The organism is Agrobacterium leguminum, assembly GCF_005144435.2.
GTDB lineage: Bacteria > Pseudomonadota > Alphaproteobacteria > Rhizobiales > Rhizobiaceae > Agrobacterium > Agrobacterium leguminum.
On sequence record NZ_CP120212.1, the window covers coordinates 2073635 to 2095043 of the forward strand.

Annotated in this window: 21 protein-coding genes; 12 read left to right on the forward strand and 9 right to left on the reverse strand. The window is 61.8% G+C overall.

The annotated features are described in order from the left end of the window. From pcaH to pcaD, 3 genes are read right to left on the reverse strand one after another with little or no spacing between them, the layout of a single operon-like run. Positions 1-741 (reverse strand): protocatechuate 3,4-dioxygenase subunit beta, encoded by a 741-nt coding sequence (gene pcaH, locus CFBP4996_RS24045; protein WP_080853535.1) that lies wholly within the window; start codon positions 739-741, stop codon positions 1-3. Next, a complete protein-coding gene (gene pcaC / locus CFBP4996_RS24055; protein WP_080853534.1) occupies positions 738-1187 on the reverse strand; it encodes a 4-carboxymuconolactone decarboxylase in 450 nt (149 codons plus the stop codon). Before pcaC ends, pcaH begins: the two co-directional genes overlap by 4 nt. 3 nt (positions 1188-1190) lie before the next feature. Then, positions 1191-1988 (reverse strand): 3-oxoadipate enol-lactonase, encoded by a 798-nt coding sequence (pcaD, locus tag CFBP4996_RS24060; protein WP_080853533.1) that lies wholly within the window; start codon positions 1986-1988, stop codon positions 1191-1193. Positions 1989-2082: 94 nt separating this feature from the next. Between pcaD and pcaQ the strand changes: the two genes are divergently transcribed. Next, positions 2083-3024: a pca operon transcription factor PcaQ gene (pcaQ, locus tag CFBP4996_RS24065; protein ID WP_080853532.1), complete on the forward strand. Its 942-nt coding sequence runs from the start codon at positions 2083-2085 to the stop codon at positions 3022-3024. A 198-nt stretch (positions 3025-3222) separates the two neighbouring features. Here pcaQ and pobA read toward each other — a convergent pair whose 3' ends face one another. Next, positions 3223-4395, reverse strand: a complete 1173-nt coding sequence (pobA, locus tag CFBP4996_RS24070) for a 4-hydroxybenzoate 3-monooxygenase (RefSeq protein WP_080853531.1) — start codon at positions 4393-4395, stop codon at positions 3223-3225. Positions 4396-4512: 117 nt separating this feature from the next. On the opposite strand from pobA, the gene CFBP4996_RS24075 reads away from it, so the two are divergent. Next, entirely contained in the window at positions 4513-5436 is a 924-nt protein-coding gene (locus CFBP4996_RS24075; RefSeq protein WP_080853530.1) for a helix-turn-helix domain-containing protein, read from the forward strand. On the opposite strand, the gene CFBP4996_RS24080 is transcribed toward CFBP4996_RS24075, so the two are convergent. Next, positions 5406-6167: an IclR family transcriptional regulator gene (locus CFBP4996_RS24080; RefSeq protein ID WP_080854790.1), complete on the reverse strand. Its 762-nt coding sequence runs from the start codon at positions 6165-6167 to the stop codon at positions 5406-5408. The two genes, CFBP4996_RS24075 and CFBP4996_RS24080, sit on opposite strands and share 31 nt — an antisense overlap. Positions 6168-6303: 136 nt before the next feature. On the opposite strand from CFBP4996_RS24080, the gene CFBP4996_RS24085 reads away from it, so the two are divergent. The 10 genes from CFBP4996_RS24085 to CFBP4996_RS24130 all read left to right on the forward strand — a co-directional run bounded on the left by CFBP4996_RS24085 (position 6304) and on the right by CFBP4996_RS24130 (position 16664). Then, complete coding sequence (locus CFBP4996_RS24085; protein WP_080853529.1) at positions 6304-7011, forward strand: 3-oxoacid CoA-transferase subunit A; 708 nt, start codon at positions 6304-6306, stop codon at positions 7009-7011. Beyond that, positions 7008-7703 (forward strand): CoA transferase subunit B, encoded by a 696-nt coding sequence (locus tag CFBP4996_RS24090; protein WP_059758412.1) that lies wholly within the window; start codon positions 7008-7010, stop codon positions 7701-7703. The genes CFBP4996_RS24085 and CFBP4996_RS24090 overlap by 4 nt, the downstream gene beginning before the upstream one ends. Before the next feature lie 10 nt (positions 7704-7713). Beyond that, positions 7714-8919, forward strand: coding sequence for a 3-oxoadipyl-CoA thiolase (pcaF, locus tag CFBP4996_RS24095; RefSeq protein WP_080853528.1), 1206 nt, complete (start codon positions 7714-7716; stop codon positions 8917-8919). Positions 8920-9357: 438 nt separating this feature from the next. After that, positions 9358-10386: a LacI family DNA-binding transcriptional regulator gene (locus CFBP4996_RS24100; protein WP_080853527.1), complete on the forward strand. Its 1029-nt coding sequence runs from the start codon at positions 9358-9360 to the stop codon at positions 10384-10386. A 278-nt stretch (positions 10387-10664) separates the two neighbouring features. Next, complete coding sequence (locus CFBP4996_RS24105) at positions 10665-11606, forward strand: sugar ABC transporter substrate-binding protein (RefSeq protein ID WP_080853526.1); 942 nt, start codon at positions 10665-10667, stop codon at positions 11604-11606. Positions 11607-11743: 137 nt separating this feature from the next. After that, on the forward strand, positions 11744-12652 hold the full coding sequence (locus tag CFBP4996_RS24110; RefSeq protein WP_162936118.1) for a sugar ABC transporter substrate-binding protein: 909 nt from the start codon (positions 11744-11746) through the stop codon (positions 12650-12652). A gap of 47 nt (positions 12653-12699) precedes the next feature. Further along, positions 12700-13596, forward strand: a complete 897-nt coding sequence (locus tag CFBP4996_RS24115) for a sugar phosphate isomerase/epimerase family protein (RefSeq protein ID WP_080853524.1) — start codon at positions 12700-12702, stop codon at positions 13594-13596. Positions 13597-13606: 10 nt separating this feature from the next. After that, entirely contained in the window at positions 13607-14617 is a 1011-nt protein-coding gene (locus CFBP4996_RS24120) for a Gfo/Idh/MocA family protein (protein WP_080853523.1), read from the forward strand. A gap of 8 nt (positions 14618-14625) precedes the next feature. Continuing rightward, entirely contained in the window at positions 14626-15411 is a 786-nt protein-coding gene (locus CFBP4996_RS24125) for a TIM barrel protein (RefSeq protein WP_080853522.1), read from the forward strand. Positions 15412-15617: 206 nt separating this feature from the next. Continuing rightward, entirely contained in the window at positions 15618-16664 is a 1047-nt protein-coding gene (locus CFBP4996_RS24130) for a LacI family DNA-binding transcriptional regulator (RefSeq protein WP_170988593.1), read from the forward strand. Between the two features lie 235 nt (positions 16665-16899). On the opposite strand, the gene CFBP4996_RS24135 is transcribed toward CFBP4996_RS24130, so the two are convergent. The 4 genes from CFBP4996_RS24135 to pglB are packed head-to-tail and all read right to left on the reverse strand — an operon-like array spanning position 16900 to position 21404. Further along, positions 16900-17949, reverse strand: a complete 1050-nt coding sequence (locus CFBP4996_RS24135) for a carbohydrate ABC transporter permease (RefSeq protein WP_121490344.1) — start codon at positions 17947-17949, stop codon at positions 16900-16902. Positions 17950-17951: 2 nt separating this feature from the next. Next, positions 17952-18947: a carbohydrate ABC transporter permease gene (locus tag CFBP4996_RS24140; RefSeq protein WP_004433473.1), complete on the reverse strand. Its 996-nt coding sequence runs from the start codon at positions 18945-18947 to the stop codon at positions 17952-17954. 1 nt (position 18948) lies between these two features. After that, on the reverse strand, positions 18949-20052 hold the full coding sequence (locus tag CFBP4996_RS24145; protein ID WP_080853520.1) for an ABC transporter ATP-binding protein: 1104 nt from the start codon (positions 20050-20052) through the stop codon (positions 18949-18951). Then, positions 20052-21404 (reverse strand): polygalacturonase PglB, encoded by a 1353-nt coding sequence (pglB, locus tag CFBP4996_RS24150; protein WP_162936021.1) that lies wholly within the window; start codon positions 21402-21404, stop codon positions 20052-20054. Before pglB ends, CFBP4996_RS24145 begins: the two co-directional genes overlap by 1 nt. Between the last annotated feature and the right edge of the window lie 5 nt (positions 21405-21409).

Here is a 21409-nt window from a genome sequence, read left to right on the forward strand (position 1 = left end):
TCAGTTGCCCTCCATGCGGTTTTCGAAAAGGGTCGAGCGGCGGCCGCGCAGGACGATGTCGAACTTGTAGGCCAGCATGTCCATCGGCAGCGTCGCATTCATGTCCAGCGGCGCGATCAGTCTTCTGATCGCATCCTCGTCCGGAATGGTCTTGACGATCGGACATTTCCAGATCAGCGGGTCGCCTTCGAAATACATCTGGGTGATGAGCCGCTGGGCGAACCCGTGGCCGAAGACGGAAAAATGAATATGGGCCGGCCGCCAGTCATTGACGCCGTTCGGCCAGGGATAAGCGCCGGGCTGGATGGTCTTGAACCAGTAATAGCCGTTCTCATCCGTGATCGTGCGGCCGACGCCGCCGAAATTCGGATCGATGGCGGCGAGGTAGCTTTCCTTCTTGTGGCGGTAACGGCCGCCGGCATTGGCCTGCCAGAATTCCACCAGCGCGCCATCCACGCCGCGGCCGCGCTCGTCCAGCACCCGGCCGTGCACCAGAATGCGCGGCCCGACCGGCATTTCGCCGGGGCGGGCATAGTTGAGGATGAGGTCGTTGTCCAGCGGGTTCAGCATGCCATGGCCGAAGACCGGGCCGGTGATCTCGCTCGTGGTGCCTTCCAGCGAAATCAGCGCGCGCTGCGGCGAGCGCAGGATCGAGGTCTTGTAGCCGGGCGCATAGGCGAGCGGATGAATGTCGCGGTTGCGTGCGAAGAACGGTCCGGTTTCCGGCGGCTGGTTGCTCATTTCGTCTCCTCCTCATCGCCAGAATTATAAGTGCCAGAATTATCAGGGGAACTATCGGCTTTCATGCTGGCCAGGGCAAGCTTGGCGATTTTGAAAGCGTGGTTGGCGGCGGGCACGCCGGCATAGATCGCCACATGCAGCAGCGCCTCGCGAATATCCGCCTCGGTGGCGCCGGTATTGGCGGTGGCGCGCACATGCATGGCCAGCTCTTCGTCCTGCCCGAGTGCTGCAAGCAGGGCGATGGTGACCATCGAGCGCTCGCGCTTCGTCCAGTGGTTGCCGGACCACACCGTGCCCCAGGCGGCTTCGGTGATGAGCTGCTGGAAAGGCTGGTCGAAACCGGACGTCATGGTCTGCGCCCGGTCGACATGGGCGTCGCCGAGCACGGAGCGGCGGGTCTTCATGCCCTGTTCGAAACGTTCGTTCTTGTCGATATGGTCCGCCATCGGTCAATGCTCCGGCAAGGTCTTGAGAAAAATGGAGGCTGCCTGCGCGTAGGCGAGCGTCTGTTCAAGGCAGGGAATGTGGCCGCAGCCGGCGATGGTGACGAGACGGCTTGCGGGAATGAGATCCGCGAGCGACCGCACCAGTTCCGGTGGGGTGGAGCCATCCTGATCGCCCGCCACGCAAAGCGTCGGCACGGCGATGCGCCCGGCCTCTTCGGTAAAATCCGCATCGCGGATGGCGGCGCAGGTGCCGCTATAACCGGCTTCCGGCTGTTGCGAGAGCATGTTGCGCGCGCCGGCATAGGCGGCATTGTCTGGCTTACGGAAGGCGGGTGTGAACCAGCGCTCCATGACGGGATCGACCAGCGAGACGAGGCCGTCCGCGGCGATCTTGTCGATGCGGGCGTTCCACATCTCGGCCGTGCCGATCCTGTGGGCGGTGTTGCTGAGCACGAGCGCGCGCACCAGATCGGGACGGCGGGCATAAAGCCCCTGCGCAATCAGGCCGCCGACCGACAGGCCCCAGATGATCGCGCTCTTCACGCCAAGATGATCGAGCAGCGCGATCAGATCGCCGGCGTGATCGTCGATGGAATAGGGAGTGTGCCCGACATCCGAGAGCCCGTGGCCGCGCTTGTCGTGCAGCACATAGGCATAATCATCGCCGAGCGCTTCGGTGACCGCATCCCAGATGCGGAAATCGGTGCCGAGCGAATTGATGAAGGCGATGACCGGCTTGCCTGTGCCCAATCCCTTGACGCGGTAATGGATCACGGTCTCGCCGCAGCGCAGAAAATGCATGATGTGCTCCTCCTGCCGGGGATATTGCAAGTGGGTTCCGGTTAAGTAAAATGACATTATCGATGAAAATCATAACCTGTGGATTATATGAGCGATGGTCGATCAGCGTATCAAGTTCCGCCACCTGCAGACTTTCGTGGAGGTGGCGCGGCAGAAAAGCGTCATCCGGGCTGCGGAAATCCTGCATGTCAGCCAGCCGGCGGTGACGAAGACGATCCGTGAACTGGAAGATATTCTCGGCGTCTCGCTGTTCGACCGGGAGGGGCGCGGCATCCGCATCAGCCGCTATGGCGAGGTATTCCTGCGCCATGCGGGCGCGACGATGACGGCGCTCAGGCAGGCGGTCGATTCGGTATCGCAGGAGGCTGCGCGCGCCGGTCCGCCGGTGCGGGTCGGCGCGCTGCCCACGGTGTCTGTTCGCATCATGCCGAAGGCGATGGCCGGTTTTCTGGCTGAGAAAACCGGCAGCCCGGTGAAGATCGTTACAGGCGAAAACGCCGTGCTGCTGGAACAACTGCGCGTCGGCGATCTCGATCTTGTTGTCGGCCGTCTGGCTGCACCGCAGAAAATGGCGGGTTTTTCCTTCGAGCATCTCTATTCGGAAAAGGTGCGCTTCGTGGTGCGCGCCGGGCACCCGCTGTTGTCACCCGGCCTTTCGGTGTTCGATCACCTGCATGAATATCCGGTGCTGATGCCGACGCGCCAATCGGTCATCGGCCCTGTCGTCGAGCAGTTTTTGATCGCCAACGGCGTGCCGGCCCTGCCGATCCGCATCGAAACCGTATCCGACGCCTTCGGCCGTGCCTTCCTGCGCACCAGCGATGCGATCTGGATCATCTCGGAAGGCGTGGTGGCAGCGGATGTGGCGGATGGTATTCTGGCGATCCTGCCCGTCGAGACCGGCGATACCAGCGGCCCGGTGGGGCTGACGGTGAGGGCCGATACGCAGCCCTCGCTGCCGCTTTCGCTGCTGATGCAGGCTATTCGCGAGGCGGCAGGCGAGTTGCTGGATGGTAGGCCGGAGACAGGTTCTTGAGATGAGGGTGAGAGTCGGAAAAGTCTGAGAACCTCTCCTCCGTCATTCCGGCCTTGAGCCGGAATCCAGCCACGGCGCGTCTGCGCCGTGAAAAGAGTCTTTTGCGATCAAGGACTTGATCGCGCTGGACCCCGGATCAGGTCCGGGGTGACGGGTGTGAAAACGGTAGAGATAAAAGCCGCGTGTCTGGGGCAGCCCCTAATACGGAAGCCCCACATAATTCTCCGCAAGCGCGGTGGAAGCGGCGCGCGATTGCACGAGGTAGTCCAGCTCCGCCTCCTGAATGCGCTGGCCGAAATCTCCCGTATCGGGGAAGCGGTGCATCATCGTCGTCATCCACCAGGAAAAGCGCACGGCCTTCCAGACGCGGGAAAGCGCCTTCTGCGAATAGCCGTCGATGCCGGCCTCGGAACGGTCGCGATAAAATTCGATCAGCGCCTCGCTCAGATAATGCACATCGCTGGCGGCAAGGTTGAGACCCTTCGCGCCCGTCGGCGGAACGATATGGGCGGCGTCTCCGGCCAGAAACAGCCTTCCGAACCGCATCGGTTCACAGACGAAGGACCGGAGCGGCGCGATGGATTTTTCAAAGGACGGGCCGGTTACCATCACATCCGCATGGTTTTCCGGCAGGCGACGGCGGATTTCGTCCCAGAAGCGCTCGTCGCTCCAGTCCTCCGGCCGGTCATCAAGCGAACATTGAATGTAATAACGGCTGCGGGTGTGCGAACGCATGGAACAGAGCGCAAAGCCGCGCGGGTGGTTGGCATAGATGAGTTCATGGTTGACGGGGGGCACATCGGCCAGAATGCCGAGCCAGCCGAAAGGATAGACCTTCTCGAATTCCTTGATCGCGCCCTGAGGCACCGATTTGCGGCTCACCCCGTGGAAGCCGTCGCAGCCGGCGATGAAATCGCAATCGATACGGTGGGTTACACCGTCTTTCTGATAGGTGACATAGGGGCTTGCGCCATCGAAATCATGCGGTTCGACATTGCCGGCATCGTAGATGGTCACAAGGTTTGCCGCTTCGCGGACATCCATCAGGTCATGGGTCACCTCGGTCTGGCCATAAACCATCACATGGCTGCCGCCGGTCAGGTCGAAGAGATCGATGCGGTGGTCGCGGCCGTCGAAGGTCAGCGAAAAACCGTCATGCGGCAGGCCTTCCCGGTGCAGGCGCCTGTCCGCGCCGACCTTTTCCATGAGCTGCACCGTGCCTTCTTCCAGCACGCCAGCGCGGACACGGCCGAGAATGTAATCCTTGCTGACCCGGTCGAGAATGACAGTCTCGACGCCTTCTCTGGCCAGAAGCTGGCCAAGCAGAAGCCCCGAGGGGCCGGAGCCGATGATGACGACCTGGGTGCGCATTGTTTCCTCCCGAACTTGTCTCCTATCAAGAAATTGACCAAGGGATGCGGCAAGCTCAATGGACTTTCTGATCGGCAAATTGCACAATCCGACCATTGTGCGGAGGAGCGAAGGAACATGCGGCTTGCTGCAAGTGAGGGTTTGTATGGCGAAGAAGCGGTGCAAGGCACTGATTTCCGTTTTCATTGCGAGACGCTTTTTTCCAGAAGCAGCCTGCACCGCTTTGAAATCGGCCTGCACCGTCACGCTGCCTTTCAGCAAATCTTGTACATTTGGGGCGGCGAGGGCGATGCGCTGCTGGATGGCCGCATCGAGGCGATCCGCCCGCCGGTCGCCATTGTCGTGCCGCCGGGGTTCGAACATGGCTTCCGGTTTTCGCGCGATATTGGCGGGGTGATCGTTACCGTGCTGCCGGGCGCCCTGCCGGCATCGGTGCAGGCGCTGTTGCTGCGGAATTTCCAGCGGCCTATCCTGTTGCCGCTGCGGGATTTTACCGATGGCGAACGCCTGCGCAGCGGGTTCGAACAGATTTCGGCCGAATATGAAACACGCGAAACAGGCCGGGATGCCATCATCGAAGGTCAGCTGGCCATCGTGACGGCGCTTCTGGCGCGGGCGGCGCGGCCGCTGCTGGAAGGAACCGGCGAAGGTCTGGCGGAGCAGCGTTTCGAGCTTTTGCTGTCACTGATTGCACGCCATATTCGCGAGCCGCAAAAGGCGGAGTTTTACGCGAAAAAACTCGGTCTTTCCGAGACGCACCTCAACCGTCTGGTTCGCTCCGTTTCCGGTCTCAGCCTGCAGCGGCTGATCGCTAAGCGTCAGATCGAGATCGCTCAGCAGGAGCTGATCTTTACCGTTTCCAGCGTGCAGATGATTGCGGAGGGGCTGGGTTTTGCCGATCCGGCCTATTTCAACCGGTTCTTCAAGCGCGAGACCGGCATGACCCCGCGCGGCTGGCGGCTGGCGGAGCAGCGGAAAATGGGGGATTCCGGCGCGCGGCAGGTGCCGCTTCAGACCAGCATTCTTGCCAGTTCCCGCTGAACGGCAAGAAGCGCGGGCAGGTATCGCGCCACGAGGTCCTCCATCGAGGCGACCGAGGCGGCGAGCCCGACATTAAGGGCGGCCACCGTCTGGCCGCGCATGGTTTTCAGCGGCACCGCGATGGAGCGAAGGCCGATCTCGACCTCCTGATCGATCAGCGCATAACCGCGATGGCCGGTGGCCTCGATTTCGGCGAGCAGGGTGTCCATCCTGGTGATCGTCTTTTCCGTGCGCGCCACCAGCCGGGAGGCTTCAAGAATGTCGCGCTGCCGCTCGGCCGTCTGCGCCGAAAGAAGAGCGCGGCCCATGGAGGTGCAATAGGCGGGCAGGCGCGAACCCGGCATCAGCGCAATCGACATGACCCGCTGCTGCGCAGCGCGGGCGACATAAACGATCTCGGTCTCATCCAGAATGGAAACGGAGGTGCTCTGGCCGATCTCTTCGGAAAGGCGGTCGAGCAGCGGCTGCACGATGCGCGGCAGCGGCATGGTGGCCAGACAGCCGGTGCCGAGGCGCAGCACCTTCGGCGTCACGGTAAAGAACTTGCCGTCATAAGCGGCATAACCGAGTTCCGAAAGCGTCAGCAGGCAGCGTCGCGTCGTGGCGCGGTCCAGCCCGGCAATCTCGGCGGCATCGGAAATCGACAGGCGCGGCCGTTCGGCGCTGAAGGCCTCAATGACCCGCAATCCCTTGGCGAGGCCGCCCATCATGTCTCTTTCGCTGACAGCCATGTCGAAGCTCCATTTGTGCGATATACGAACAAAAATCATATAACGCACAAAATCCTTGCCGTCGAGGCGGTTTCGGATTTACCTCACGGTCAGGCAGCCTTGCGGGTTCCATCCGTCCGGCTGGATGGAGGTTTTAATGGACAAGACAATCAAGAGCGCTGGAGATGCGCTTTCCGGCATCGGTGACGGTGCGACGATCATGATCGGCGGTTTCGGCGGCTCCGGCGCGCCCATCGAGCTGATCCATGCGCTGATCGACAAGGGCCCGAAGAACCTGACGGTCATCAACAACAATGCCGGCAACGGCCGCATCGGCATCGCCGCGATGATCGACGCCGGCATGGTCAGGAAGATGATCTGCTCCTTCCCGCGCTCTTCCGATCCGCGTGCCTTTACAGACAGATACCTGGCCGGCGAAATCGAGCTGGAACTGGTGCCGCAGGGCACGCTTGCCGAGCGCATCCGCGCCGGCGGTGCCGGCATTCCGGCCTTCTACACCCCCACCGGCTTCGGCACGGAACTGGCCGAAGGCAAGGTGATTGCCGAATTCGACGGGCGGTCTTACGTGCAGGAACGCTGGCTGAAAGCGGATTTCGCCATCGTCAAGGCGGAGCTTGGCGATACCTATGGCAACCTCACCTACAACAAGGCGGGCCGCAATTTTAACCCGCTGATGTGCATGGCCGCAAAGACCACCATTGCGCAGGTCTCGAAGATCGTCGAAGCCGGCGAGATCGATCCGGAGCATGTCGTCACGCCAGGTATTTTCGTGAACGGCGTCGTGGAAATCCCCGATCCGCAACAGGAAGAAGTCCTCATTCGCGCCGGAGTGGCCTACGCATGACCCAGACCATTGACACCCGCGAAGACATCAAGCTTTCCAACGCCCAGATCGCATGGCGCGCGGCGCAGGACATCGAGGATGGCGCTTACGTCAACCTCGGCATCGGCTTTCCCGAAATGGTGGCGCGCTACCAGCCGCCCGGCCGTCAGGCGATCTTCCACACCGAAAACGGCATCCTGAATTTCGGCGAAGCGCCGCCGGAAGGCGAAGAGGACTGGAACCTCATCAATGCCGGCAAGAAGGCTGTGACGCTGAAGCCGGGTGCGGCCTTCTTCCACCATGCCGACAGCTTCGCCATGGTGCGCGGCGGGCATCTGGATGTGGCGATCCTCGGGGCCTATCAGGTGGCGCAGAATGGCGATCTCGCCAATTGGCGTGTCGGCTCCAAGGGCGTGCCGGCGGTGGGCGGGGCCATGGATCTGGTACATGGCGCCAAACAGGTCTTCGTCATCACCGAACATGTGACCAAGAACGGCGAACCGAAGCTCGTTGAAAAATGCGCTTTTCCGCTGACCGGCGTTGGCTGCATCACCCGCATTTATACCAGCCATGCTGTCATCGACGTGGTGGATGGCCGCTTCGTGCTGCGTGAAAAACTGCCGGCGATGACGTTCGATGAATTGCAGGCCATGACCGGCGCGCCTTTGGCGGTCGATGGCGAGGTCGCCGATCTCGTCGCCCCGGAACTTTGAGGAAAAACCGATGACCGACGCATTCATCTGCGACTATATTCGCACGCCCATCGGCCGCTTCGGCGGCGCGCTTTCTTCGGTGCGGGCCGACGATCTCGGGGCGGTGCCGCTGAAGGCGCTTGTCGAGCGCAACCCGTCCGTCGACTGGGAAGCGGTCGAAGATGTGATCTTCGGTTGCGCCAATCAGGCGGGTGAGGATAACCGCAACGTCGCACGCATGTCGCTGCTGCTCGCCGGCCTGCCGGTCTCGGTAACCGGAACGACGATCAACCGGCTGTGCGGTTCGGGCATGGATGCCCTCATCGCAGCCGCCCGCGCCGTGAAATCGGGCGAGGCGGAATTGATGATCGCCGGCGGCGTCGAAAGCATGAGCCGCGCGCCCTTCGTTCTGCCGAAGGCGGAGAGCGCCTTTTCGCGCAATGCCGAAATCTACGACACCACCATTGGCTGGCGTTTCGTCAACCCGCTGATGAAGGCGCAATATGGCGTCGATTCCATGCCGGAGACCGGCGATAACGTCGCCATTGACTATCAGGTCTCCCGTGAGGATCAGGACGCCTTCGCCGTTCGCAGCCAGCAGAAGGCGGCTGACGCGCAGGCCAATGGTCGCCTTGACAGGGAAATCGTGTCCGTGACCATCCCGCAGCGCAAGGGCGATCCGCTGGTGGTCTCGAAGGATGAGCATCCGCGCGCGACCAGCCTTGAAGCGCTGGCGAAGCTGAAGCCGGTCAACAGGCGCGATGGCGCGACGGTGACGGCGGGCAATGCGTCAGGCGTCAATGACGGCGCGGCCGCACTCATCGTCGCATCGGCGGAAGCCGCGAAGAAATACGGGCTGACGCCGATTGCCCGTATTCTCGGCGGTGCCGCCGCCGGCGTGCCGCCGCGCGTCATGGGCATCGGCCCGGCCCCGGCCTCCGCGAAGCTGCTGGCCCGGCTCGGGCTAAAGCAGGAGCAGCTCGACGTGATCGAGCTTAATGAGGCTTTCGCCAGCCAGGGCCTTGCGACGCTGAGGCAGCTCGGCATTGCGGATGACGATGCGCGGGTGAATGCCAATGGCGGCGCCATCGCGCTCGGCCATCCGCTCGGCATGTCCGGTGCGCGCATTGCCGGCACGGCGGCGCTTGAACTTTCGCTGACCGGCAAGCGTCTTGCGCTCGCCACCATGTGTATCGGCGTCGGGCAGGGTATCGCCGTGGCGCTGGAGGGGGTCTGACGGGATAGCGGCTTCAGCATCGTGATAACGGTGCTAATGCCGCCGTAAAACGGTACGAATGCCCGCTGCTGCCGCAGCTTCCTTACGTGTGACAGTTGCCATTCAGGTTACGCGGCAGGTGATTTTTTCGCTCTGACACATCCCAGCCCCCCTCATTCCTGTGCTTGTCACAGGAATCCAGCCGACGCGCGTCTGCGCGGCGGAAGGACTCCTTTCAGCCCAAGGACTTGGGCTGGCTGGATCTCTGTGACAAGCACAGAGATGAGGGGAGGAGGCGTGCTGGGCCAAGCAAGCCGGCCCTGCGATGCGGGCCCCGGTCGATTATTCCCTGATAAAGTACTCCACGCTCTTATCCCTCTGCACATGTTGGATTCCATCATGATCCGTGACATGTTTTGCGAGATATGACAGGAATCTTTCCGTCTACGGGGTGCCCGCATGAAACGTCCGACCATCACAGATGTTGCGACAGCCGCCGGCGTCAGCGTCGCCACCGTCGACCGGGTGCTGAACGGTCGCCTGCCGGTGCGGGAGGAAACCGCGCGGCGGGTGTTCGAGGCGGCGGAGAAGATCGGTTTTCACGCCACCAACATCATTCGTCAGCGCATGCTGGCCGATCTGCCATCCTATAGTCTCGGCATCATCCTGCGCAAGGAGCGGCACGCCTTCTACCAGACCTTCGCCGACGAGCTGGAGCTTGCGGCGCGCAACGTCCGGGATCGTCATCTCAATCTGTGCATCGAATTCGCCCAGTCGGGCGAGCCGAGCGAGCTTGCGGCCCTTCTGACGGGCATGAAGGGCCGCGTGCAGGCCGTGGCGGCCACCGGGCCGGACCATCACGATGTCACCGCCGCCGTCGAGGCCCTGAAGGCGAAGGGCATTCCGACATTTTCGCTGCTTTCGGATTTCGCGCAGGGGGTGCGGGAAGCTTATCTCGGCGCCAACAACATGAAAGTCGGGCGCACGGCGGCCTGGATGATCTCGCGGCTGGCGCGCAGCAGGGGCAAGGTGCTTTTGCTGCTCGGCGGGCACCGTTTTCACGGTCATTCGCTGCGCGAAACCGGCTTTCGCAGCTATATGCGGGAATATGCGCCGGAATTCGAGGTGATGGACGCGCTGATCACGCTGGAAACCCGGCGGCTGACCTATGAGCTGGTGATGGACACCATCGCCAAGCACAAGGATCTGGTCGGCATCTATTGCATCGGTGGCGGCATGGAAGGCGTCATCGAGGCCCTGCAGCAGGAAAACCGGCAGGAGGCCATCGTCTGTCTTGTGAATGAACTGACGCCCGAATCCCGTCAGGCGCTGCTGGAAAAGCGTATCAGCGGCATATTCCAGACGCCGCTCCGTGAATTATGCACGGACCTCATCGCCACCATGGTTCACAGCATCGAACACGGCATGGCGGAAACGCCGGGACAGCGGTTTGTACCCGCCCATCTGTGGGTTCCTGAAAGCCTTTGATGGTTTGATAGATTCTATCATAAATTCCGCGTCTCTTTCTATCAGCCTTGATGGTTTCGGTTGCCGCTGACCCGTTGACGCCGGGCCGGGACTGGGAAATCTTGCCTGCGTGTGGAGCGGGCAGGAGGCTGATCCACGATAATAACAATGTTTCGGATTGCTTCAGGCTGCGGGCTTGTCTTCGCGGCGACGGGTATTCTTTGCCGGAAAACGGTGGCGGCGCGAAGGGCGCTGAACCGTGCAGCCGGTTCTTTTCAAGGGTTTTGGAGGAGAACGACATGAAAAGACATTTCGCGATTGCAGCGCTCGCCACCATGCTGGCGACGACCGCCTCGGCGGAAACCATCGGCGTTTCGATGGCCCTGTTCGACGATAATTTCCTGACCGTGCTGCGCAACGGCATGATCGATTATTCCAAGGGCATGAGCGGCGTTTCGCTGCAGATCGAGGATGCGCAGAACGATGTCGGCAAGCAGTTGAGCCAGGTGCAGAACTTCGTCGCCGCCGGTGTCGACGCCATCATCGTCAACCCGGTGGATACGGATGCGACCGTGGCGCTTTCGCAGGCTGCCGCTGCCGCCGGCATTCCGCTCGTCTATGTCAACCGCCAGCCGGTCAACCTCGACAGCCTGCCGGAAAAACAGGCCTTCGTTGCCTCCGATGAAAAACAGTCCGGCACCCTGCAGACGCAGGAAGTCTGCCGCCTGCTGAAGGCGGCCGGCAAGGCGGAAGCGAAGGCGGTGGTGATGATGGGCGAGCTTTCCAACCAGGCGGCCCGCATGCGCACGCAGGATATCAAGGATGTGGTGGCGACGCCCGATTGCAGCTTCATCAAGCTTGTCGAGGAACAATCCGCCAACTGGTCGCGCACTCAAGGCTCGGACCTGATGACCAACTGGCTTTCGGCCGGGGTGCAGTTCGATGCGGTGATTTCCAACAATGACGAAATGGCCATCGGCGCGATACAGTCGCTGAAGGCGGCCGGCCGGTCGATGGATGACGTCATCGTCGCCGGCATCGACGCCACGCAGGACGCGCTGGCCGCCATGGCGGCGGGTGAGCTGGATGTGAGCGTTTTCCAGAATGCCGCCGGTCAGGGCAAGGGCGCGGTTGATACGTCGCTGAAACTGGCAAAGGGGGATGCGGTGGACAAGAAGGTTTTCGTACCCTTCGAACTGGTCACACCCGCAAACCTCAAGGACTATCAGGCCAAGAACTGAGACCGTTCGGGCCTGAGAACGACGTGACAGACCGAAGACGCTGAAGGCGGGGGGAGGATATTCCGGCTTCAGCAATATCAGTGCGATTGAACCAGCGGAGGTTTTCCGCGGGAGGAAAGACTTTGAAAAACCTGTTGATGGCGACTGCGCTCTGCATTTTCGCAACGCCTGCCCTTGCCGAGACCCGTGTTGCGGTCTCCATGACATCGTTCGACAATCCGTTCCTGACGATTTTGCTGAACGGTATCAGGGCTGAGGCCGGGCGTGACAAGAACATCGAGCTTCTGGTGGAGGACGCCCAGCTCGACCCTTCGAAACAGCTCAATCAGGTGCAGAATTTCATCGCCAATGGCGTCGACGCGATCATCGTCAACGCGGTCGATGGCGATGCCACCTCGGCGATCACCAAGGCCGCATCCGCCGCAAAAATCCCGCTCGTCTATGTCAATCATCCGCCCGCCGAGCTGGAAACCGGCCTGCCTGACGGCACGGCCTTCGTCGGTTCCAACGAACTCGATTCCGGCACTATGGAGGCGGAAGCCGCCTGCAAGCTGATGGGCGGCAAGGGCAAGGCCGTGGTCCTGATGGGACCTTTGGAAAACCATGCGGCGCTGGTGCGCACCAAGGATGTGGAAACGGTGTTTGCCCGGCCGGACTGCAAGATCGAAATCCTCGAAAAGCAGACGGCGAACTGGAGCCGCACGCAGGCGCAGGACCTCGTTTCCTCCTGGCTGACGGCGGGCATCCAGTTCGATGCCGTCATTGCCAATAACGATGAAATGGCGATTGGCGCCGCGCAGGCGCTGAAGGCGGCGGGCGTTTCCATGAAGGATGTCGTCATCGCCGGCATCGACGCCACGCCGGATGGCCTTGCCGCCATGCAGGCCGGCGATCTCGACATTACCGTCTACCAGAATGCGACGAAGCAGGGCGAGGTCTCGGTTCAGACGGCGGTGAAGGCCGCCGCCGGGCAAAGCACTGAGAAGACGCTCTGGGTGCCCTTCGAACTCGTCACCCCGGAAAACATGACCGCCTACGCCAAATAAGCGGGGGTTTCGGCCCCGGTCCATCTATCGCTCCACTGGAAACAGCCATGAAACATACGCTCGACCCCCACATGTTCCGACACCTTTCGCTGGCCGAGACCTGCCGCAAGGTTGCCGAACTCGGCTATGATTACGTCGAACTTTCACCCCGTCCGGATTTCCTCTCCTGGTGGACCCGGCCGAAGGTCTATCCCGAACGCGTCGCCGAATTCAAAAAGGCGCTGAAGGACCATGGTGTCGGCCTTGCGACGCTGCAGCCCATGTATCGCTGGGCAAGCCCCTATCCGGACGAATGGGAAGTGGCGATCGACAACTGGAAACGCGCCATCGAGATTGCCGTCGAGATGGAATGCCCGATGTTCGTTTCGGAATTCGGCCGCGGCGGCTCGCCGGATCGCAGCCTCAACGACCGTTCCGGCCTTCATCGCCCGGAAACCTGCGAAGCGCAGTTCTTCCGCGCCATGGATATTCTGGTGCCGATCCTTGAACGGGAAGGTCTGCTGCTGTCGCTGGAGGCCCATCCCGAAGACTGGATCGAGGAGATCGCGTCGGCCATCGACATCATCAAGACCATCAATTCCAAGGCGGTAAAGGCCTCCTTCATCGCGCCGCACACGTTCTTCTACGGGCCGGACATGGTGGCTAACCTGCGTGCGACCGAGGGCCATCTCGTGCATGTGCGCCTTGCCGATACCTATGACCACAACAAGTCGTCGCAGCTGCGTTACATCGTCAATCCCCCCGGTTCCAAGGTCAGGGTGCACCAGCACACCGATTTCGGCCAGGGCGAGATCGACTGGGAGACCTTCTTTGCGACGCTCGCCGACATGAAATTCGACGGCGTGCTCTCGAACTGCGTGTTTGCCTGGGAAGATCGTGTCGATGAAAGCGCGCGGTTCATGCTCAGCGAAACCCGGCGATACGTCGCCAAATACTGGAAATGAGGTTTTTCAAATGACTGTCAGAATTGGTGTCGTCGGCACCGGCGCAATTGGGCGTGATCATGCCCGCCGTATCAACAAGGTTCTGGGCGGCGCGAAGATCGTTGCGCTGAGCGACGTCAACCGCGCCTCGGCCGAGGCGGTTAAAAACGACATCGCCCCGGATGCCGTCGTTTTCGCCACCGGTGAAGAGCTGATCGCATCGCCGGATGTGGATGCCGTGCTCGTCACGTCATGGGGTGCCACGCATGAGCAATATGTGCTGGCGGCAATCGCCGCCGGCAAGCCGTGTTTCTGCGAAAAACCGCTGGCGACAACGGCGGATGGGGCAAAACGCATTGTCGACGCGGAAGTGGCGCATGGCAGGCGGCTGGTTCAGGTGGGCTTCATGCGCCGATATGACGCCGGCTATGTGGCGCTGAAACAGGCCGTCGATAGCAGGATCGGCGCGCCGATCATGGTGCACGCCGCCCACCGCAACCCGGCGGTTCCGGAGCAATATGTCACCCCGATGGCGATCCATGACACGATGATCCATGAGATCGACGTGCTGCGCTGGCTGCTCGACGATGACTATGTTTCGGCGCGGGTTCTCTTTCCCCGTTCGGCGGCCAGAAGCCATGCGCGGCTGAAGGACCCGCAGATCGTCATTCTGGAGACGGCGAAGGGCACGATCATCGACGTCGAAATCTTCGTCAATTGCCATTATGGCTACGATATCCAGTGCCAGGTGGTGGGCGAGGACGGCATTGCCAGCCTGCCGGAGCCGATGTCGGTGCAGACCCGCCTCGGCGCCAAGCTGCAGAACGATATCCTGACCGACTGGAAAGACCGCTTCATCGCCAGCTACGATGTGGAATTGCAAGATTTCATCCATGCGGCGGCGAAGGGCACGGCATCGGGGCCGAACTCCTGGGACGGCTACGTGGCCGCCATCACCTCCGACGCCTGCGTGGCCGCGCAGGAAACGGACGGGGCAGCCGTCGCAATTGAGCTTCCCACCCGTCCCGCCCTTTATCAGTGAGGTCTTTCATGCGTTTTGCCATCAACCACATCACCGCGCCGAAGCTTTCCCTTGAGGCGTTCTTTGCGACAGCCCGCGAACTCGGCCTTACCGAAGTCGAAATCCGCAACGACCTGCCGAACATCGTCGGCACGGTGGAGCCGGCGGCCGTGAAGGCGGCGGCCGAAAAGGCCGGCGTGACGATCATCTCGATCAATGCGCTTTACCCCTTCAACGTCTGGTCGGGCGACCTGCCTGCGCGGGCCGTCGCCATGGCCGATTATGCGGCGGCAAGCGGCGCGAAAGCGCTGGTCATGTGCCCGCTCAACGACGGTACGCCGGTGTCCTTTAACGATCTCGTCACGGCGCTGAAGGCCATGAAGCCGATCCTTAAGGAACGCGGCCTGATCGGTTTCGTCGAGCCGCTCGGTTTCCCGGTCTCTTCGCTGCGCACCAAGGCCGAAGCGATCAGGGCCATCGATGCGGCCGGTGGCGGCGATGTCTACAGGCTGGTGCACGACACCTTCCACCACCATCTCGCAGGCGAGACGGAGTTCTTCCCGGAGCGGACGGGGCTGGTCCACATTTCCGGCGTGATCGATCCTGCCGTCTCCGTCGCCGACATGCTCGACGCCCACCGCGTTCTGGTGGATGGCGGCGACCGGCTGGAAAATATCGCCCAGATCAGGACGCTTGAGGCGGCCGGTTACAAGGGACCTTACAGCTTCGAACCCTTTGCGACGGAAGTGCACGAGCTGAAGGATCCGGCCGCTGCCGTAAAGAGCAGCATCGACCATATCTCCCAGGCGCTCTGACCGCCTCGCCGCCCGCGGTTCGCTGCGGGCGGCGTTTCTTGCGGGGGATTAAAAACCCAGAGAAATCAATTCCGCATTTACGGATGATGCTGTAGTCTTCCGGCGACGAGAGAACAGCAAACAGGCACGGGTATTCTTCAGATCGACTGCGTGAGGCAGGCTTTCTGCCCGCACCGTCCGAAGTAGAGTGGTTGAATTTCCCCTTTATGAAAATAGACAGGAAAACGACGCTTAAGGACGTGGCGCGGGAGGCGAATGTTTCGCTGAGTACGGCTTCGCACGCCATCAATGGCACCGCACCCTTGACCACGCAGGTTCGCGAGCGAGTGCTGGAGGCGGCACGCGCACTCGGTTATCTTGAAAGCCGGCGACAGAAGGCGACGATCGCCACTTTGCGCGTCGCGCTTCTGGCCATGACCAATGATGCCGCACCTCAAAGCGACCTTAACATGGTCAGTTGGACGATGCTGAACGGCTTCCGGCGCGAATGCGAGCGGCGCGGCATTCGCATCGTTCCCTATGTCAGCACAACGAGCCGGCTCGACCCGGTTGCGGTGGCGGCGGCGGCGGATGCCGACAATGTCGACGGTATCGTGATCCTGAACGATGACAGGCCGCAATTGGTCGAGGCGCTGTCTGCGCTTGCGCGGCCGGTGGTGCTGATCAATGGCGAGGACCCGGCCATGATCGTCGATACGGTGACCGCCGAGAACCGTTTTGGCGCGCGGCTCGGCATCGAACATCTGCTGTCGCTCGGGCATCGCAATATTCTGCACATCACCTGGAAAGGGCGCACGACGATCCGCCGCCGATATGACGGTTATAGCGACGCGTATCTCGCGGCGGGTCTCACTGTTCCCGCCGATATGGTCATCGAGGTGGAGAGCTACGAGCCCGAATGGGGCGAGGCCGCCATCCGCCGTCTGCTGGCCGAACAGCGGCCGCTCAGAAACGCCACGGCGATCTTTTGCGCCGCCGATAATCTGGCGCTTGGCTGTCTGAAAGCCCTGACGGAAGCCGGAATCCGGGTGCCGGACGATGTTTCGGTCTTGGGGTTTGACGATATCATGCCGGCGGCCTTCAGTGCGCCGCCGCTCAGCACCATCCAGTTGCCCGCCGACAGGTTGGGCGGCGCGGCGCTCGCGCTGCTGGAGCAACGGCTTATGGCGGCCGATCCCACCCGCCCGGCGCACCGGCTGGAACTCGGTTGTCGGCTGGTGTTAAGGGGCAGCATCGCGCCGCCGCCGAAGTAGGGTGTTGGAGTATCGTCTAGTGTTGACCGCTGAACAAACTCCAGACGATTAATTCTCCCGTCATTCCGGCCTTGAGCCGGAATCCAGGCAGCCCAAGTCCTTGGGCTGAAAAGAGTTCTTTCGCCGTGCAGACGCGCGTCGGCTGGATCCCGGCTCAAGGCCGGGATGACGGGTGGAGGAGCTTTAACATTCCAATCGTGACGGCCTGCTGTCTCACCGCAAGCTCGTACTTTCCTTACTTCATCCCCGTGCCGGCAATGCCTGTCGTGATGTAACGCTGCAGGAACAGGAACACGACGGTGACTGGCGCCAGGCTGAGGAAGGTCATGGCGAGGATATAGTGCCATTGCACCGAGAACTCGCCCTGGAAGGCGTTCAGCCCCACCTGCAGCGTGAAGTTTTCGCGGCTGCTGAGAACGATCAGCGGCCAGAGGAAGTCGTTCCAGCGCCAGAGCACCGAGAAGATGGCGAGAACCGCAAGCGCCGGCGCCGTCAGCGGCAGGATGATGCGCCAGAAGATGCGGAATTCGCTTGCCGCATCGACGCGGGCCGCCTCGATCAGCTCGTCCGGGATGGTCAGCATATATTGCCGGAGCAGGAACACGCCAGTCGGCGTCGCGACCGTCGGGATGATGACGCCCCAGAGATTGTCGACGAGGCCGACGCCGACGATGACGAGATAGGCGGGCACCATGACGACGGTGAGCGGGATCATCAGGGTGGAGATGATCAGCACGAAGATCGCCTTCTCGCCGCGGAAGCGGTATTTCGACAGTGCAAAGGCTGCCATGGCGTTGACGATCAGCGTCAGGACGGTTGCGACGAAAGTGACGAAGACCGAGTTCTTGAGGAAGGTCAAAAAGCTGAACCGGGTGAGCGGATCGGTGAAGTTCTCCGTCGCGACGGTCAGTTTCTGGACGGGCGTTATTTCCCGTGTGTCGACGCTGACCGGCGGGCCGGGATTGGTGGGGTCCACCATCTGGGCTTTCAGGCCGATGCGACGGACCATGGCCATTTCCCGCTCCATGCCGTCAATGGGGGCTTTCCAGAGGCTGAGAGGTTTGTCGTAACCCTGCACTTCCACCTGCACCGCGGCGCGCGGCAGAAGGCTCGGCGGAAACCGGGTGATTTCGGCTTCCGGTTTCAGCGATGACATGGCGGCCCAGACGACCGGGATGAGGACGGCGAGCGTGCCGCCGATGAGCCAGACCCATGACAGGATATCGGTGAGGCCGATCCGGCCGGGGCGGCGGGTGCGTGTGAGGAAGGAGACGGCGTTGGACATGGTCATGACTCCATCTTTTTGCCGAGGCGCAATTGCACGAGCGTCAGCGCGAGAAGCACAAGGCCCATGAGAACTGAGGCGGCTGACGCAAGGCCGAAGAGCCTCAGATCGCTGCCGAAGGCCATCTGGTAGATATATTGCACCACAAATGTATTGGCCGTGCCCGGCCCGCCGCCATTGGTCAGAACCCATGCCTCGTCAAATATTTGCACCGAGCGGATCATAAGCAGGATGAGCACGACGAGAAGGTTGGGCCCAAGCAGCGGCAGGGTGATGCGCAGCAGGGTGCGCCGGGGCGAGGCGGCGTCGATGGCGGCGGCTTCATAGAGGTCCTTCGGGATGGCCTGAAGGCCGGCCAGCAGGATCAGCGTATAAAAGCCCATATGGAACCAGACCGAGACCACCACAACGAAGAAACGCGACCAGCCGACATCCAGCAGGAAGATTTCCGGCGGCACGCCGAGCATCTGGAAAAAGGCGTTCAGCAGGCCGTTGCGGTCGAGGAACCATTTCCAGATGAGGCCGATGACGACGGGCGACAGCAGGACCGGGTAAAAGAACATGGCGCGGAAGAAACCGCGCGCGGCAATCGCTCGGTTGAGGATGAGGGCGGTGATGAGCGCGACAAGCAGCGTGGCGATGACGTTGAAGCCCACGAACCACAGCGTGTTCCAGATCGCGGTCCAGAACAGCGATTCCCGGCAGCTTCCGGGGTCCATGTAGCTCTGGCAATCCAGCAGCTTGCCGAAATTTTCCAGCCCGACAAAGGGGCGGTCGGTGATGAGAAGTTCGGTGCCGCCGGTGAAGGCGTAACCGACGGCAATGGCAATCGGCAGGAAGGTGAAGATGCCGAAGAGAACGAGGTTCGGCATCAGGAAAATATAAGGCATGCGCCTTTTGCCGATCAGCCGCTCGATGAAGTTGAGCGGCACTTCGGCAATCGCCATCACGGCATCGAGCGCACGGTCGGACAGTCTCGCAAGCTTCGGATTAGCCATGCTAACCTCTCCCTTCGCTGTCGAGGCGCGGCAGCGCTAGTTCGGTGGCGGGATCGAAGACATGCACCTTTTCCCGCGCCGGCATGATCTTCAGCACCGAGCCGGAAGCGGGGGCGAAATGGCCCGCCTGATGCACGATGATCTGCTCTTTCTCGCCCTGGAGATTGCCGTAGAGATAGGTCTCGGTGCCGAGGCTTTCGTGATACTGCACCTCGAAGGGCAATCCTCGATCCGCGATGGTGAAATGCGAGGGGCGTATGCCCGCGAGAACCGCCTGCCCGGGGCTGACGGCTGCCGGATCGACAAGGCAGGGCAGGGACACGCCGTAGCCGGCGTCGATGGCGATGCTGCCGTCGCTGCCCTTGGTGATGGCGCCCTTGAGCATGTTCATGCGCGGCGAGCCGAGGAAACCGGCGACGAAGAGATTGCGCGGATTGTCGAAAAGCTCGAGAGGGCTGCCCACCTGCTCGATGCGCCCGGCGCGCAGCACCACGATCTTGTCGGCCATGGTCATGGCTTCCACCTGATCGTGGGTGACATAGATCATCGTTGTCTTGATATCGCGATGCAGGCGGGTGATTTCGGCACGCGTCTGCACGCGCAGCGCCGCGTCGAGGTTCGATAGCGGCTCATCGAACAGGAAAATATCCGGCTCGCGCACGATGGCGCGGCCGATGGCGACGCGCTGGCGCTGGCCGCCGGAAAGCTGTTTCGGCTTTCGGTCGAGATAGGGCTCGATGGCGAGCATGCGCGCCGCTTCGTTGATGCGGCTATCGATTTCCGCCCGCTTGAAGCGCAGGTTTTCCAGGCCGAAGGCAAGGTTCTTGCGCACGCTCATATGCGGATAAAGCGCATAGGACTGGAAGACCATGGCGATCTTGCGCTCGGCCGGAGACAGCGCGCTGACATCGCGCCCGCCGATGGCGATGGTGCCGGAGGTGACGTCCTCGAGACCGGCGATGATGCGCAGCAGCGTCGATTTTCCGCAGCCCGAGGGGCCGACGAAAACGACGAATTCGCCGTTCTCGATCTGAAGATCGATGTCATGCAGCACATGAACGGCGCCGAACGCTTTATTGAGGTTTTCGAGTTTCAGACTTCCCATCACCTGCTCCCTTCGGACAAGTTCGTCGTCGCGACGATCTCTTGGCTGTTCCAGCCCTCGGGCAAGGGCGTCGTTCTTTTAATGGCGACATCATGCGCCGCAAATCCTTCCACGCCGGCAAGATAGACCGCCGGCATTCCGCCGGGATAATCCTCCATTCCGACGATCCTGCCCTCAGCATCCTGCGTCCAGGCATTGGCGCGGCCGGCGGCATGGGGGCTTGGCGCAATATCCGCATTTGTGGGGCGCAGATCGTATTGCAGGCCGGTGCCGAGCTTGCCGGGCTGCTGCGACAGCGTGATGCGCTCCAGCCGGACATTGTGAATGCCGGCCTTCGATGTGGCGACGAGGTTGATCGCACCTTCCATGGAGCCGCTCAGATCTTCCACGACCAGATTGTCGACGCTGCCGGCCTGACGCTCCGGGCGGCGGTCGACGACGGTGACGGTTACAGCCTCACCCGAACCCCAGAAGCCGCCCGGCGTTTCGTGGCATTCGGTCTCGATCCTTGAAAAGCGGATGTTGCGCATCGCGCCGCCATCGCGGGAAAACAGGCCGATGCCGCGATTGGACTGGACGATTTTGCAATCCTCGAACACGACATTGGTGAAATCGCCGAAGGATTCCGTGCCGAGCTTCAGCGCGCAGCTCATGCTGGAAACGGTGCAGCGGCGAACGGTGATATCGGCGCAGGCACCGACAGCTTTGCCGTCCGGCCCGGCGCTGGTTTTCAGGCAGATGCCGTCATCGGCGGTCGAGATGAAGCAATCCTCGATCAGGGCGCGCCGGCAGGCATCGAGCACAATGCCGTCGGTATTCGGCAGGCGGCGGTCGTTTTCGATGCGCAGATTGCGGAAATGAAGGTCTTCGCAATCGACCATATGCAGCGTCCACATCGGCGAACCGCTGACGGAGAGGTTTTCAAGGCGCACCTTGCGGCAGCTTTCCAGCACCATCACGCGTGGGCGTTTTTTTGCCGGGACATAGGTGCCCATGGCCTTGTCGTCGCCAACGATGAAGTTTTCACCGCCGGCCTCGATACGGCCGGGACCGGTGACGGCGATGTCATGCGCCCCCCTGGCGATGATCATGCCGCGATCGGAATCTTCGGCAATCACCGAAACCCGGGTGAGGGCATAGGCGTCGTAATCGGAAACGGGGGCAAGCACCGCATCTTCGGCAAGGTGCAGTTCCACGCCGCTTTTGAGATGGAGGCCGGCGCTGACGTGACGCCCGGCCGAGAGAGACACGCGCCCGCCGCCTGCGGCTGAAACGGTGTCGATAGCCTGCTGAATGGCTGCCGTGGCATCGAGGCCACCCGCCGCGACTGTGATGTCCTGACTGATGTTCATGATGC